The 16601-nt window shown below is 43.4% G+C and carries 12 protein-coding genes; 9 read left to right on the plus strand and 3 right to left on the minus strand.

Annotated elements, in window-relative coordinates; translation table 11 throughout:
- Positions 1–90: 90 nt before the first annotated feature.
- From psaA to CAL7507_RS01285, 6 genes are all read left to right on the plus strand, one after another.
- Complete coding sequence (psaA, locus tag CAL7507_RS01260; RefSeq protein WP_015126596.1) at positions 91–2457, plus strand: photosystem I core protein PsaA; 2367 nt, start codon at positions 91–93, stop codon at positions 2455–2457.
- Positions 2458–2563: 106 nt separating this feature from the next.
- Positions 2564–4786, plus strand: a complete 2223-nt coding sequence (psaB, locus tag CAL7507_RS01265; RefSeq protein ID WP_015126597.1) for a photosystem I core protein PsaB — start codon at positions 2564–2566, stop codon at positions 4784–4786.
- A gap of 394 nt (positions 4787–5180) precedes the next feature.
- Entirely contained in the window at positions 5181–5726 is a 546-nt protein-coding gene (locus CAL7507_RS01270) for a photosystem I reaction center subunit XI (RefSeq protein WP_015126598.1), read from the plus strand.
- A gap of 85 nt (positions 5727–5811) precedes the next feature.
- Positions 5812–5955: a hypothetical protein gene (locus CAL7507_RS01275; protein ID WP_015126599.1), complete on the plus strand. Its 144-nt coding sequence runs from the start codon at positions 5812–5814 to the stop codon at positions 5953–5955.
- Positions 5956–6175: 220 nt separating this feature from the next.
- A complete protein-coding gene (locus CAL7507_RS01280; protein WP_015126600.1) occupies positions 6176–6640 on the plus strand; it encodes a VOC family protein in 465 nt (154 codons plus the stop codon).
- Positions 6641–6785: 145 nt separating this feature from the next.
- On the plus strand, positions 6786–7067 hold the full coding sequence (locus CAL7507_RS01285; RefSeq protein WP_015126601.1) for a hypothetical protein: 282 nt from the start codon (positions 6786–6788) through the stop codon (positions 7065–7067).
- A 132-nt stretch (positions 7068–7199) separates the two neighbouring features.
- Here CAL7507_RS01285 and CAL7507_RS01290 read toward each other — a convergent pair whose 3' ends face one another.
- Complete coding sequence (locus tag CAL7507_RS01290) at positions 7200–7955, minus strand: class I SAM-dependent methyltransferase (RefSeq protein WP_015126602.1); 756 nt, start codon at positions 7953–7955, stop codon at positions 7200–7202.
- 235 nt (positions 7956–8190) lie between these two features.
- On the opposite strand from CAL7507_RS01290, the gene CAL7507_RS01295 reads away from it, so the two are divergent.
- From CAL7507_RS01295 to CAL7507_RS01305, 3 genes are all read left to right on the plus strand, one after another.
- Entirely contained in the window at positions 8191–10428 is a 2238-nt protein-coding gene (locus CAL7507_RS01295; protein WP_015126603.1) for a cation:proton antiporter, read from the plus strand.
- A 160-nt stretch (positions 10429–10588) separates the two neighbouring features.
- On the plus strand, positions 10589–11590 hold the full coding sequence (locus CAL7507_RS01300; protein WP_015126604.1) for a zinc-dependent alcohol dehydrogenase family protein: 1002 nt from the start codon (positions 10589–10591) through the stop codon (positions 11588–11590).
- Between the two features lie 9 nt (positions 11591–11599).
- Positions 11600–13843 carry a pentapeptide repeat-containing protein gene (locus CAL7507_RS01305; RefSeq protein WP_015126605.1) on the plus strand — a complete coding sequence of 748 codons (2244 nt, stop codon included), beginning with the start codon at positions 11600–11602 and terminating at the stop codon, positions 13841–13843.
- Positions 13844–13953: 110 nt separating this feature from the next.
- Here the strand turns inward: CAL7507_RS01305 and CAL7507_RS01310 are convergent, their stop codons facing one another.
- Both CAL7507_RS01310 and CAL7507_RS01315 read right to left on the minus strand, forming a co-directional pair.
- Positions 13954–15099 carry a glycosyltransferase family 4 protein gene (locus CAL7507_RS01310; RefSeq protein WP_015126606.1) on the minus strand — a complete coding sequence of 382 codons (1146 nt, stop codon included), beginning with the start codon at positions 15097–15099 and terminating at the stop codon, positions 13954–13956.
- 246 nt (positions 15100–15345) lie between these two features.
- Complete coding sequence (locus CAL7507_RS01315; RefSeq protein WP_015126607.1) at positions 15346–16500, minus strand: glycosyltransferase; 1155 nt, start codon at positions 16498–16500, stop codon at positions 15346–15348.
- Positions 16501–16601 lie beyond the last annotated feature (101 nt).

The following is a 16601-nucleotide window of genomic DNA, read 5'->3' on the forward strand; positions in this document are numbered from 1 at the left end:
GGTCATTTGTATTTCCAAAAGACAAAAGACTAATGACTAATGACTAATGACAAAAAGTTCTCGTTTCTTAATAGAAAAGGGATAATTTCAATGACAATTACTCCTGAGCGAGAGCAAAAGGTCAGGGTCGAGGTTGATAACGCGCCGGTGCCAACTTCATTTAAGAAGTGGTCAGAACCAGGACACTTTGACCGCACCCTTGCCAGAGGTCCCAAAACCACCGCTTGGATTTGGAACCTACACGCTAACGCCCACGATTTTGATACTCATACCAGCGATTTACAAGACATATCGCGCAAAATCTTTGCTGCTCATTTCGGACACTTAGCTGTCGTGTTTGTCTGGTTGAGCGGGATGTATTTTCATGGCGCGCGCTTTTCCAATTTTGAAGCTTGGATGGCGAACCCGACTGCGATTAAACCCAGCGCCCAAGTTGTCTGGCCGATATTTGGTCAAGAAATTTTGAATGCAGATGTGGGCGGCGGCTTCCACGGCATTCAAATTACCTCTGGACTCTTCCAGATGTGGCGTGGGGAGGGTTTTACGAATACGTTCCAGCTATATTGCACTGCCATTGGTGCCTTGGTGATGGCAGCACTGATGCTGTTCGCTGGCTGGTTCCACTATCACAAACGCGCTCCCAAGTTGGAATGGTTCCAAAATACTGAGTCGATGTTAAATCATCACTTGGCGGGGCTTTTAGGCTTGGGTTCTTTGGGTTGGACAGGACACCTGATTCATGTTGCCTTACCAACTAACAACTTGTTAGATGCTGGAGTAGCGCTCAAAGACATTCCTTTACCCCACGAATTCATCTTGAATTCCAGCTTGATGACCCAGTTGTATCCCGGTGCAGATTGGGGTTTCGTTAAGGGTGTAGTGCCTTTCTTCACTTTGCAGTGGGGACATTTTGCTGACTTCCTCACCTTTAAGGGTGGTCTGAACCCTGTGACTGGCGGCTTGTGGTTAACAGATGTGGCGCATCATCATTTAGCGATCGCAGTGTTATTCATCTTTGCTGGTCACATGTACCGCACTAACTGGGGTATTGGTCACAGTCTCAAGGAAATGCTGGATGATGCCAGAACTCCGAAGATGCTGCCATTCTTGAGCTTTATTGGGCCAGTTGGTCACAAAGGGCTGTTTGAAATTCTCAGAACTTCTTGGCACGCTCAACTAGCAATCAATCTGGCAATGTTGGGTTCTCTGAGCATTATCATTGCCCATCACATGTACTCGATGCCGCCCTATCCCTATCAGGCGACTGATTATGCAACGCAGGTATCTCTATTCACTCACCATGTGTGGATTGGAGGCTTCCTGATTGTTGGTGCGGCAGCCCACGCAGCGATTTACATGGTACGAGACTACGACCCAGAACAAAATCTCAACAATGTGCTGGATCGGGTACTACGCCATCGGGATGCAATCATTTCTCATCTGGCTTGGGTGTGTCAGTTCCTTGGCTTCCATAGCTTTGCAATGTACTGTCACAACGACACCATGCGGGCTTTTGGTCGTCCCCAAGATATGTTCTCAGATACGGGAATTCAGTTGCAGCCAGTGTTTGCTCAGTGGATACAGCATATCCAGACGATGACCATCGGCAATCCATCTCTCCAAGCTGCTGCACCTCTGGGTCATGCATTCGGCGGCTTGCGAAATGTGGCACTGAGTGGATTAGGAACTGCTGCACCTAATTTGCACGAGCCTGTCAGCTATGCATTCGGTGGGGGTGTTTTAGCAGTGGGTGGCAAAGTGGCGATGATGCCCATTGCCTTGGGTACTGCGGATTTTATGATTCACCACATTCATGCCTTCACAATTCACGTCACTGTTTTAGTACTGCTGAAAGGTGTGTTGTTTGCTCGCAGTTCGCGTTTAATTCCAGATAAAGCCAATTTGGGTTTCCGCTTCCCCTGTGACGGACCCGGACGAGGCGGTACTTGCCAGGTATCGGCTTGGGATCATGTTTTCCTGGGTTTGTTCTGGATGTATAACTCCTTGTCAATGGTGATTTTCCACTTTTTCTGGAAGATGCAGTCGGATGTCTGGGGGACGGTGGGAGCAGATGGGGTAGTGACGCACATTACGGGCGGAAACTTTGCCCAATCATCGATTACGAATAACGGTTGGTTGCGTGATTTTCTTTGGGCGCAGTCTACGCAAGTAATCACATCCTACAATTCAGCACTTTCGGGCTACGGCTTAATGTTCTTAGCGGGACACTTCGTCTTTGGTTTTAGTCTGATGTTCTTGTTTAGCGGTCGTGGCTACTGGCAAGAATTAATCGAATCCATTGTTTGGGCGCACAACAAGTTAAAAATTGCCCCGGCTATTCAGCCTCGTGCTTTGAGTATTACTCATGGTCGGGCTGTGGGGGTAGCTCATTATCTTTTGGGAGGAATTGTCACCACTTGGGCGTTCTTCCTGGCGCGAATGTCGGCACTTAGTTAAAGAAAGGCTTCAGGATGAAGGATGAAATTGAGTTGTTTTTGTCAACCCTTTTTCAGCTTTTATCCTAGGTCTTTCAGGCGGCTACACACCTCATCCTGCAAAAGCTATGGCTACAAAATTTCCCAAGTTTAGCCAAGACCTTGCACAAGATCCCACGACGCGACGCGTTTGGTATGCGATCGCCACGGCTCATGATTTTGAAAGTCAAGATGGCATGACGGAAGAAAATCTTTATCAAAGGATTTTCTCCTCTCACTTCGGTCATCTGGCAATTATCTTTCTGTGGGCGTCGGGAATTTTGTTCCACGTTGCTTGGCAAGGTAATTTTGAAATATGGATTAAAGACCCCATACATATTCATCCCATCGCCCACGCGATTTGGGATGCCCAATTTGGCCCTGGGGCAATTGACGCTTACACCCAAGCGGGAGCGCGTAACCCAGTAGATATTTGCTACTCCGGTGTTTATCACTGGTGGTACACCATTGGGTTAAGGACGAATAATGAACTGTATGTTGGGGCTATTTTCCTAGTTTTGCTGGCGGCTGTGGCATTGTTTGCAGGCGCGTTGCATTTACAGCCCAGATTCCGTCCTACTTTGGGTTGGTTCAAGAATGCCGAATCTCGCCTCAACCACCACTTAGCGGGTTTGTTTGGTGTCAGTTCCCTTGCTTGGGCTGGTCACTTAATACACGTGGCTATTCCTGAATCTCGTGGGATTCACGTAGGTTGGGATAACTTCTTATCTACCCCACCACACCCCAGTGGCTTAGTACCGTTCTTTACTTTTAACTGGGGGGCATACGCGCAAAATCCTGATACGCCAGCCCATGTATTTAATAGTTCCCAAGGTGCGGGAACAGCAATTCTTACCTTTTTGGGTGGTTTCCATCCCCAGACACAATCTTTGTGGTTGACAGATATGGCGCATCACCATTTGGCGATCGCTGTCCTCTTCATTGTTGCAGGTCACATGTACCGGACTAATTGGGGTATCGGTCACAGCATCAAAGAGATGATGGACTCCAAGGACTTCTACGGTAATAAAGTTGAGGGCCCGTTCAACTTACCCCACCAAGGACTGTATGAAACCGTTAATAATTCTCTGCATTTCCAACTGTCTCTAGCCCTAGCTTGTTTGGGTGTAGCGAGTTCCTTTGCGGCGCAGCACATGTATTCCATGCCGCCTTATGCGTTTATCGCTAAGGACTTTACCACAATGGCGGCACTATACACACACCATCAATACATTGCTGGTTTCTTGATGGTGGGGGCGTTTTCTCATGCGGCAATCTTCTGGATTAAGGACTATGATCCAGAACTGAATAAGGGTAATGTGCTGGATCGGATACTCAAGCACAAAGAGGCGATTATTTCCCATCTTAGCTGGGTATCAATGTTCTTGGGTTTCCATACCTTGGGTTTATACGTCCACAATGATGTAGAAGTAGCCTTTGGAGCGGCGGATAAACAAATATTGATTGAGCCTGTATTTGCTCAGTTTATCCAGTCGGCTAACGGTAAGATTTTGTACGGGTTTAACACGCTGCTGTCAAATCCAAATAGTATTGCTTCCACAGCCTGGCCTAATCATGGCAATGTTTGGTTACCGGGTTGGTTGGAGGCAATTAACAACGGCACTAACTCATTATTTTTGACAATTGGCCCTGGTGATTTTTATGTGCATCATGCGATCGCCCTCGGTTTACATGTCACCACCCTCATCTTAGTCAAAGGTGCCTTGGATGCTCGCGGTACTAAGCTCATGCCCGATAAAAAAGACTTCGGCTATGCTTTCCCCTGCGATGGTCCCGGAAGAGGTGGCACCTGCGATATTTCTGCGTGGGATAGTTCCTACCTCGCCATGTTTTGGATGCTTAACACCCTTGGTTGGATCACCTTCTACTGGCACTGGAAACATCTTTGCATCTGGCAAGGCAATGTCGCCCAATTTAATGAGTCTTCTACCTATCTCATGGGCTGGTTCCGAGACTACCTTTGGGCGAACTCTGCACAGTTGATTAATGGCTATAACCCTTACGGCACAAGTAACTTAGCTGTTTGGGCTTGGATGTTCCTCTTTGGACACTTAGCTTGGGCTGTGAGCTTTATGTTCCTGATTACCTGGCGGGGTTACTGGCAAGAATTAATCGAAACCTTAGCCTGGGCGCATGAACAAACTCCACTATCCTTTGGCTACTGGAGAGATAAGCCTGTCGCTTTGTCAATTGTTCAAGCTCGTTTAGTCGGCTTAACTCACTTCACTGTTGGTTATATCGCCACCTATGGGGCTTTCTTAATTGCCTCCACAGCCAGTAAGTTTGGTTAAGCAGAAAAATTGAGTTTACCCGCTGTTTAACTGCAATTGAAAATCCGCAAAAAATGCATAATTAGTCTGCAGTTATTCAGCTATAAAATATTCAGTTTTCGACCTCCTCTCTTACCTTTTTAGGTAGGAGAGTTTTTTGGGTTTATATTAATTTTGTGTGACATTTAAACATTTATCTACCCACAGTTCATACCATTTTACTTTAATAATGATACAGATACGTTGATAAGGGCACGGCAATGTCATGCCCCTATGAAAAATCGTCTGTATCAGCGTTTTCGTGAATTGGTATCACAGAAGAATCAGGCTTATTTTTTGTTAATTTTCAATAAAATAACTCTAGCTTCATGCACTGGTGATAGTATTTAATTAAGACAATTCGGGAGAAACAATAATGTCTAATCCAGTTGATATGGCACAGTCAATTAATCAATATGAAGAAGAAGACATAATTAAACCCTTCAAAGGAGATCCTTGTCTTGGCAATCTATCAACTCCTATCAATGATTCTCCCTTAGTTAGGGCTTTCATTAGTAATTTACCAGCCTACCGTAAAGGGTTAACACCTTTCATGCGGGGTTTGGAAATTGGCATGGCTCATGGTTATTTACTAGTTGGGCCAGAGGTTGTGGTTGGTCCCCTGCGAGAATCGGTACATGGAACCAATCTCAGTGGCTTAATTACCTCTATATATATAGCGGTATCAGCTTGTTTAGGTATTTCCATTTTTGCAATTACTACTTTTCAAGGGAATCCTAGAGGAGCTTATAATTCATATTCTAAAGACCTGCTGAGACCACTAAAAACTCGTGAAGAATGGAGTCAATTGAATGGGGGAATTTTTATTGGTGCAATGGGGGGCGCGATATTTGCCTACTTCCTACTAGAAAATTTTGATTCTTTGGATGCTATCTTACGAGGTGCGGTTAACGCTAGTTAATCAAGCTTGTATTGAGGATTTTGGAGACGCTAGGCGAGCAGCTTACATAAATTTTTCCAATTTGAATTCATGAGGAGAATACATCGTGGTAGATATAACACAACTAACAGGTGATTATGCCGCTTCATGGCTACCCTGGATCATGATTCCCTTAATATTTTATATCTTGCCTTTTCCCGTGTTTGCTATAGTATTTCTCTGGATTCAAAAGGAAGGCTCTGAAGAATAAGTATGAGTCTGCTAATGAATTCATCAGTGACATTAGTAGACATCTCCAACAATTAATTCTGCGTTGCCCGAAATCCTTGGTAGAGGCGTACGGCAGTTCGCCTTTACATTATTTCTGGAGATGTCTAGTATTGTGCGCTATCCTGATTAAAAATATATCCACTATAAAATCCTCTTAATTTATTTATGGGGATTTTCTTGTTCCCTTGGAAAACTGACAAATGACAACTCATACGCGCAACGCCGTCAACAGTGTTCTTGCACCAGGTAATCTACGTAAGGTGCATCACATTGCCCTCAACGTTCAAAATATGTCAGCTTCCCGATACTTTTACGGGACTATTTTGGGTTTGCATGAACTCACTGGTGAGGAGATACCTGCAACTTTGGTTGAACTCGTCACAGCTGGGAAAGTAGCTAACTTCATTACTCCTGATGGGACAGTTTTGGACTTATTTGGCGAACCAGAATTATCACCACCAGATCCCAATCCGGAGAAAACTTTCACCAGAGCCTACCACCTAGCTTTTGATATAGATCCCCAGTTATTTGAACAAGCAGTGGCAGTCTTAAGGGATAATCAAATAGCGATCGCACATGGCCCAGTCACTCGTCCCACTGGCAGAGGTGTATACTTCTACGACCCCGACGGCTTTATGGTCGAGATTCGTTGCGATCCAGAATAGGTATTGGGGACTGGGGACTGGGGGAGATGATGGAGATGAGGGAGAAAGAATAAATGACTCTTGACTTCCTATTGCCTAATGCCTATTGCCTAATGCCTAATGCCTAATGACAAATGACAAATGACCAATGACAAACATGATATCAATGCAGATGTTGAGAGTTATGGAAGAGGCCATAATTACAAAACCACCAATTCCTCACGAACCACACAAGCACTCATTGAAAGCTTGGGTAATGTATTGTTTGCGTGAGAGAGGGTTTAAAGTTATTTATGCCCAAAATGCCGACTTTGCTATTGAAACAAAAGGTAAGGAAAAGCTGTATTTTAAAGTTTCCAATAACAAAGATGATGTAGATAATTCTTGTAGCTGGATTGTCTGGGATAGTGCAACTAAAATCGCCAGCGTCATTCCCCTAAAATCTTAGAGATGCTTTTAAGAGCATTTTTATTGTAGGGTGGGCATTGCCCACCATAGTCTGAAATCCTGATGTTTGTGTTGGTGGGCGATGCCCACCCTACGCTTAAGAAAGTGTTTATCTGTGGTGTTATTTTTATGATTAAACCCGTTTTTCAAACACCATTAAATGTTGTTGAGGTAACAAGTTTTTGGTTTCCCGATAAACTAAACCAACTGCTTGCATTTCTTGGCGGACTTGCTTTTGAGTCATCTTGTGTAAGCGTTTAATCATAATAAACGGATTTTCACCCCGATACTCAACTAGCACCACTCTACCACCAGGTTTTAGTGCTTTGACAATTCCTTGCATCACTTCTTGGGGATATTCTAACTCATGATAAGCATCGACCATCAGCGCTAAATCGACACTTGCATCAGGTAAGTTGGGATTGGTCATAGTTGCTAGAATCGGTTCAACATTAGCGATATTTTTTTCTCGTTTGAAAAACTCGATAATCTCCAGCATTTCTGGCTGAATATCTACGGCTAACACTTTTCCTGTTGTTAATAATGGTGCGATCCGAAAGCTAAGATAACCTGTACCAGCACCAATATCTGCTACTACATCATCAGGTTTTAATTTAAGGATGCTGATTATTTTATTTGGTTGTTCTTCCGCTTCACGACTAGGTCTTTCTAACCAACCTGCGCCTGTGTGTCCCATAACTTGGGCAATTTCTCGACCCATATAATATTTACCAATACCATCAGGACTATGGATAATCCGCTGTTCGTAAACTGTAGTAGGTGAAGAATCGGCTTTGGCAATACCAGACGAATCAAGTAGTAAACCTCCCAGCATCACTAGGAGAATAATTATTATGGGTAAAAAATTAGATTTACGGCAATGACTCATCTTAAAGTTATGTGCAGTTAATTACTTTGTTGATAGTTTGTCACTTTTTGCAATGAGTTTTGCCAATTAGCTATGATCAAATTTCGCACATGGGTGAAGAAATAGCGATCGCCCACATCATCATCTTGCCATGAAAAATCACAGTTTAATCTCCTAGACCGATGTGGAAATAAGCAGTTTCAGGATTTACTGGAAGCAGTGCTTAGAAAAATTCGCCATCTCACCTTGAACTTCTATGATACAAAACCTGCCCTTGATGTTCTTGCCTCTACTGGCTGCACAGAAAGCAGCAGGTGACGGTTTAATTAAGCCTCTTGGTCATCATGAGCTATTGTTGGTACTGATACAACTGTCGCTGCTGCTGTTGGTAGCGCGGGGACTGGGCGAACTCATGCGCCGAATTAACCTCCCACCTGTTGTTGGGGAATTACTTGCAGGTGTGCTGCTTGGCCCTTCGCTGTTTGGTTTATTGCTACCTGATTTACAAGCAGACATCTTTCCCAAAAGCCAAGAACAGTCTAATTTACTTTCGGTAATTTCTTGGTTAGGGGTGTTATTTTTGCTAATTGTGACTGGGCTAGAAACGGATCTAAAACTGATTCTCCGTAAGGGGAAAACCGCTCTACTGATTTCACTGGGCGGAATTATTGTTCCCTTTATTACAGGATTTGGCCTAGGCTGGTTATTGCCAGATAATTTTTTAGCCGAGCCAGAAAAGCGCCTGGTATTCAGTTTGTTCATCGCTACAGCCATGAGCATTTCCGCAGTACCAGTGATTGCTAAGGTGCTGATGGACTTGAATTTGATTCGCCGTGACATTGGTCAAGTTACCCTAGCAGCTGGGATGACTGACGACACCATCGGCTGGATTTTGCTGTCTGTGGTTTCAGGTTTAGCTAGCAGCGGTAAATTTGATTTTGGGACAATTTTTCACTCAGTGAGTGCGGCGATATTGTTTCTAGCTATTTCCTTTACCATTGGACGTACCATCGTAGACCAGATTTTCCGGTGGGTTGACGACTATATTGGCGGTGTCGCTGCGAGTATTTCGGTGGTGCTGATTCTGTCGCTTGCAGCCGCAGCCCTCACCCACGCCTTGGGTTTGGAAGCAGCATTAGGTGCTTTCGTGTTGGGGATTTTGGCTGGACAATCCCGCCGCTTTAGCAATGAAGCGGGACACATGCTAGAAGTTTTTACAGCAGGGTTTCTCGCACCAATTTTCTTTGCTAGTGCTGGCTTGAAAGTTAACTTGCTGACGTTGTTGGTACCACAGACATTTATATTTGGCTTGATTGTGCTGACTGTCGCCTGTGTGGGTAAATTTACAGGTGCTTATATTGGTTCCCGTGTTGGTGGTTTGAGCCATTGGGAAGGCTTGGCGATGGGTTCGGGGATGAATGCGCGTGGGGCGATGGAAATCGTCGTCGCCACAATTGGTTTATCCTTGGGCGTTCTCAATCCACAAATGTACTCGATTATTGTCATGGTAGCGATCGTCACTTCCCTAATGGCACCTCCTTTTTTGCGCTACACTCTGTCAAAGGTAGTCATGAGTGAGGAAGAGGCTCAACGCCTAGAGCAAGAAGAGCAAGACAGCCGTAGTTTTATCAAGCAAATCCACCGTGTTCTCTTGCCAACTAGTGGGGGACCGAATATCCAACTCGCAGCGCAGCTAGTTGGTTATATGGCTCACCAAAATTCAATAGAAGTCACGGCTTTATATGCCCAGAATAAAAAACAGGCTCAAATTAAAGATACTACCGCCGAGCAAGCTCTCGACTTAGTTACTGAAGAAATGCAACTACCTGCGGATACAACCTTACAAACAAAAACAGAATCTGGACGTAGTAAAGCCGAGGTGATTTTGAATGAAGCGAACAAAAGCTACGACTTAATTGTATTGGGAGCATCTGAACCAATGCGTCCCCAGAAAGCGTTGTTCAATTTGCTGGTGGATAGAGTAGTGCAAGATGCCCCTTGTGCAACTATGGTGGTAAAGTCGCACCTTCCCCAACCCGAAGGCGAAATCTGCAAAATCGCTCAACAAAAGCTGAAAAACATCCTAGTGCCTACGGTGGGGTCAGAATATAACAAAAATGCTGTAGAGGTGGCAAGTACGATCGCAGCTCAAACAGGAGCATTAGTCATGATTGTGAATGTAATTAACTTACCCCAAGTTGAGTACATTCTCTATGAACAGCGATCGCTAATTCCCGTCAAAGAAATTGCCCACAATCTTCTAGAACAGCAAGCAATAATTGGGCGCAGTCTGGGTGCTGATGTCAAAACCTATATTCTTCAAGGTAGTAGTCCAGATAGAGAAATCCTCAAATTTGCCCAAACCAATGAAGTTGACTTAATTATTCTTGGAAGTCAAATCCGCATGGTTACAGGTCGAGTTTTCTTTGGTCACAGAGTCGATGCTATCCTCAGTAAAGCCCATTGTCCAGTGGCTGTAATTACAGTACCCTAGGTAGGTCATTTGTAATTGGTCATTGGTCAAGAGTCAGGAGTTATTTCCCTCGCGTCTCCCATCTCTGCCTATAGCAAGATTGCCTGATCCCAGCGACAATTATTGAGGCAGAGTTACTTAAATATTGGCTTCATATAGCTGAAACCAGGAGGAAAGAGTCGTGAAAGCAGTCTTGATGACAGCACCGGGTAGTCCCGGAGTGTTGCAATTACAAGAAATAGCAAAACCTACACCAGGAAATACAGAACTTTTAATCCGCCTAGTAGCCGCTGGTGTCAACCCCATTGACACCAAACTCCGTAGCCGAGGCACTTTCTACCCTGAGCAAATGCCTGCTATTTTAGGATGTGACGGTGCTGGTATCGTCGAAGCCGTAGGTGATAGTGTGCAGCATTTTCGCCCAGGAGACGCGGTGTATTTTTGCTATGGTGGCATAGGATCACACCAGGGAAATTACGCAGAATATACTGTTGTTGATGAGCGGTTTGTGGCGCGTAAACCCGCTTCTATATCCTTTGCAGAAGCCGCCGCCGCGCCTTTAGTGTTAATCACCGCTTGGGAAGCTTTATACGAACGGGGAAGATTAGAACCCAGAGAAAAAGTTTTAATTCATGCGGGTGCTGGTGGTGTCGGACATGTAGCCATTCAACTGGCGAAACTCAAAGGTGCTGCTGTCGCCACCACAGTCAGTTCACCGGATAAGGCGAATTTCGTCAAGCAACTCGGTGCTGACGAAGTAATTTTTTACCAACAAACTGACTTTGTACAAGCAGCTTTAAATTGGACTGGCGGCGAAGGAGTAGATTTGGCTTTTGACACCGTCGGCGGCGAAACCTTTCAGAAAACCTTTCCCGCAGTGCGAATATACGGCGATATCGTGACGATTTTGGAACCAGTCGCCAATACAGTTTGGAAAACGGCCAGACTCCGGAACCTCCGCATCGGCTTAGAATTAATGCTGACACCGATGTCACTAGGAATCACAGAAAGTCTCCAGCATCATGCAGAAATTCTCACACAATCTGCCGCTTGGATTGATGAAGGTAAGTTAAAAATCCACGTCAGTCATCAGTTTCCCCTCGCAGAGGCTGCAAAAGCTCATCAATTACTGGAAACTGGATCAATCACAGGTAAAATTGTTCTGCTGATTACTGATGAATGATAAACCAATTTGCATAAATCATATTTTAAACGCAGAGGTACACAGAGGTTAAACGCAGAGGGGCACAAAGGTTTTCCTCAGCGAACCTCGGCGCTTTCCTCAGCGATACTCTGCGTTTTAATCATCTTCCTTCTTTTTCCTCTACCCGCTAGCGCCGCGCAACCAGAACGTACACCTCTAACCATAGAAATATTGCAAGAACGACTGCAAACACCAACGCTACGCGAGGGTAATTTGACAGTAGATTTGCGACAGATGGTAATTGATTTACGACCAGAAAATACCAGCTTTCGTGATACTTTTTACCAAATGCTGCGAAAAGAATTGCAAAAGACTGGTGGTAAAACTTTAGGTTTAGACCTCAGTTTTTCTCTGATTCTAGGGGATTTTGTCGGTCGTGACTTAGGTTTAAAAACACCTCTTTATGATCAATCTCTTGCCCCTATTTTCACCACAACTGAACAAGAAGAATTAGAACGTCTACGCCTCGTTTGTTTGGAAGCACTGGCTATTGATTTACCAGATTCTCAAGATTGTCGATCGCTTCTGGGAACTCAATCAAATGCATCTAGTGACATCAGCGTTTTTCGTGGTGCTTTGACGTTGGTACAAACTCGCTTCAATGGGGAAGTAAAGTTTGCAAATACGTTCTTTCTCCAGTCAGTAGATGCTCAAGGTGCAACCTTTATTCAACCTACTAATTGGGCAGAAACTAGATTTAGCCGTGCTGTTAGCTTTAGCAGTGCGACATTCAGGCAGTTAAGCAATTTTAAAGGTAGTATTTTTTTTAATAAAGCTAATTTCAAACAAGCCCTATTTCAAGAATTTACTGATTTTCAGGGCAGCATATTTGTAGATAATGCTAGCTTTAACCAAGTGAATTTTAAGCAATTAGCTAAATTTACTAGTGTGCAATGGCAAGGTAATGCTGATTTTTCTGATGTGCATTTTACTAATCAGGCACAATTTACTAAAGCTAATTTTGAGCAGTTACTTTTATTGATAGAAACGACTTTTGATCAAGCTGTGAGTTTTCGGGAAACGCAATTTAATCAACCGATAAATTTGCGGGGTGCTAGCATTCTCAATCAAGCAGATTTTAGTGATGCGAGGTTTGCTAAGGAATCTTGTTTAAATGTACCTGGTTTAACTTTTAACTCTAACCAAGCGAAAATTTTAGGTAATCCCGGTCAAATTGGTAAGATATTTTGTGTGCCGACACTGCAAGGTAATCAAAATGTTTTACGGAATTTGGGGCAAAATTTTCGACAACAGCAACAAATTAGCGATACTAATCAGCTAGAGTACACCAAGCAGCGATTGCGATTCATAGAATTAACTCGCCTTTTGGTGGCGACAAATATTAATAGTGCTTCTATTGCCAATTTGCAAAAACTGGGTTTTTCCACAATTCAGGCGCAAGAAATTATTCAACGCCGTATAGTCAAACTATTTCGTAATAGCAGCGAGTTACTGACTTTAGCAGATATTGATTTAGAAATATACACCAAATTGAGCGATCGCCTAGTTGTCAGCGAACCTCTTTCTCTCGGTGGGTGGTTGTTACAGGCTTGGGGGTGGTTGGCTTTGAGTGTTTTGCTGCTGTTGAGTGGATACGGGACAAATTTTTGGTTAGTGTTTGGCGTCGGAGGAGTAGCGATCGCTTTTTTTGGCTTACTATTTTGGTTAGTCGATCGCTACCGTCGCTGGCGTCCTGTAGCAATTGTTCCTACAGTCTCCGAAACAATATCCATCTTAGCTAGTTTTAGCTTCCTGACATTTTTTAGCTTATTAGCCATATTTCGTAATTCCGAACAGCCTTGGCTGACATTAGGATGTCTTTTCATTATTATCATCCCCGTACCAGTGGCTTTATTGTGCCGACTCTACCAACAGGGACGTTATCACGACTTGATGGACGTTTCCTACTTCACAGAAGATGGTACGATGCGGCAATTAAGATTACTAATTGGGCGTTTACCTGTGATTCCCAGAAATCAGACTTTCCGGGAACGATATATGCCACTATTGAGCGATCGCAATTGGAACTGGCTCAACTATTATGACTTTAGCCTCAACAACCTCGTGAGATTAGGATTTAACGACATTCGGATGCGAGACGAACACCTACCTGGGATCATCGCTACATTGGCTTGGTATGAATGGAGTCTGGGTGTACTCTACATCACCCTAGTCTTGTGGACTCTCTCTCGCACAATTCCCGGATTGAACTTGCTGATTTATCTCAAATAAATCCCTCAGGACTGACGCAACTGGCACAAAATACTTGTAGGGTGTGTGACGCTACGACAAAACTCTGTACATAGACTCAGGACTTATAGCGTCACGCACCATTCTTGACTTCAGCTTTCAATGACAGAATCGTAAATGCTCATTAACTGTTTGGCGCTGGCTGATGTAGAGTAGTTATCTGTCACCCATTTTCTGCCAGCATTGCCAAGCTGCTGACAATATTGTCGATTGTGAAGTAGCGCGATCGCTGATTTAGCCATCCCTTCAATATCTGCAACATCGTGTAATATTGCAGTTTTACCATCCACAACCGCCTCTATCATTGCAGGAATTTTTGAGCCAATTACGGGAAGTCCAGCTGCATTAGCTTCTAACGCTACCACCGGTAAATCTTCATGCAAAGAGGGCAACAAAAATATATCACACTTACTCATTAATAATGGCAAATCTTCACGCGCACCCAACAAATACACCGCATGATCGAGTTGGCGCTGAGTTATACTCCTTTCAATTACTGTGTGCAGTGGTCCCTCTCCCACTAATAGTAGCTTTGCTGTAGGAATATGTTTTAAAACTAGTTTAAATATAGATAGCAATCCCAAATGATTTTTTTGTTCTATGAAGCGTCCTACATGAAGAATAATCGGGACATTATCTAACCAACCAAAAGATTTGCGAAAAGCGTGACGTTCTTCAGGTGTTGATAAATCGGGGATAGCGATGCCATAGTTAAGTACACAAGGACGTTTTGGCAATTTGGTTATCTGTGAATCGAGGCTATTAATAACTCCTTGAGAACAACCTGTGATTAAATGAGAATGACGAACTGCATATCTCACACTAATTTCTGCATAAACTGAGCGCATTTGCCGGATAATAGTGAGGCGATTCAAAGGTTTCTGCATACCGATATTATTTTTATGAAAAGAAGTGATAGCCGGAATTCCTAATTGGTTGGCTACCCACACAGGTAAGCCACTATATATTTGCAAATGGTTGTGTAATATGTCATATCCTCCCTCTTGGAGTATTTGTCTGAGTTGTTGAGCGAATATGGCTTGATTAATACCTAATGGACAACAAATAACCTTAGCATTCAAATGTTGAGCAACCTGAGCTAATACACCGAGATTTGCTCCTTTACAACAAAAGTCTATTTCATATTGAATTCGTGGTATCTCACCCAGCATATAAAGTAACCATTTCTCGACATCACCTTTATTGAAGCTGTTGATTAAATGCAAAATCTTTAGCATAAAATATCACTTTTTTGAATTAAATTAATGATGCTAAGTAGGGCAACACAAATAACACTAACTAGCCAGGCTCGCCATTTGTTAGGGTTCCAGGTATATAGCATTTCTCGCCCTAGTGAGGTACATCGGTAAGGGCATGGCACTGCCATGCCCCTACACAGCGTGATATATTTTTGTACTTCATTTGAATGGGAAGCGCTATATTTATTTTTCGTAACGTAGTTATGTTTACTTCTACCGACTTACTTAGTCTCTCTCAACGGACTGATTAGTGAATTCTGCTTGATAAATACTTTGCAGATGTTGTAAAGATTTTTCAATACTCAAGGGACTGTTTTTCAGCAACTTTAAAGCTTCATCTGGGGAAATTATTGATACTGCATAGCGTTGAGCTATGATTTCTTGTGCCCACTCGGAAGCAGGTTGTGATAAAGATACCCTCTTTAATAGTGGCTTCACTACTTCTACTTCTTGGGGAATCACATCTGCAAAAATACAGGGTAATCCTGCCGCTTGGGCAGCAATCAATGTTATGCTTGCCTCTTCGTAGAAAGATGGAAACACAAAGACATCCATCGCACCCCGCATCAGATGAGGTATGTCTAGCCGCCTACCAGCAAAAATGACGCGATCGCCTAAACCCATCTGCAAAACTTGCTGTTTGATGTTTGATTGTAGTGAATCTTCACCTACTAAGAGCAGGTACATTTTTGCTTCATACTGGATAACATTTGCAGCAATTTTTAGCAGAAAATCCTGATTTTTTTGCTCGTGGTATCTGCCAACATAACCTATCACAAAAGCATCTTCCGGTATTGCAAATTCTGCACGAATAGCGGTGCGATTAATCTCATCAGCAAATGGAGCTAAATCAATGCCATAATATAGAATTTGCCACCGAGAATCAGTTTCCCATTCTTCACCAAACAAATTCATTAATGCATTGCGGTTACATCCCAAACCATGAGTAGCATAACGCTCAATCCATCCTTTCATTAAACTAAAATACATCTGCCTGGTAAATGCCGTCTGATGCTCAATTACAGAAGTATCAATATGGCTATGAGCAATGCAAGTTGAAATACCTCTCTGTTGTGCTAATCGGAGAATGTAACCACTAAAGTGATGAACATGACTGTGAACGACATCATAGGGGCCATACTTACTCAAAATCTGCCGAAAGTTACTAGCATATATCCATAGTTGGGATGGATATAGACAAGGAATAATCTGGCTACCAAGAGCAAGAATCTCTTCATCATAAATACAAGATTGAGTCGTATGCACTAAAAAGTCCATCTGAAAACATTCACGATCAATGTGTCGCAAAATGTGCATCAGCCAAGTTGCAATTTCACTCCGATTCATTTCCCCAACAACATGAAGGATTCGTGTTCTCATAACTTGAACTCACTCCCATTTTCATGTGAAGCAAAAAGCATCCAAAATAGACTGTTTGTAGAAGTTGGGAAAGGCGAAAGGAATTGAATTTTCCCCTTAAC

The organism is Calothrix sp. PCC 7507, assembly GCF_000316575.1.
Classification (GTDB): Bacteria; Cyanobacteriota; Cyanobacteriia; order Cyanobacteriales; family Nostocaceae; genus Fortiea.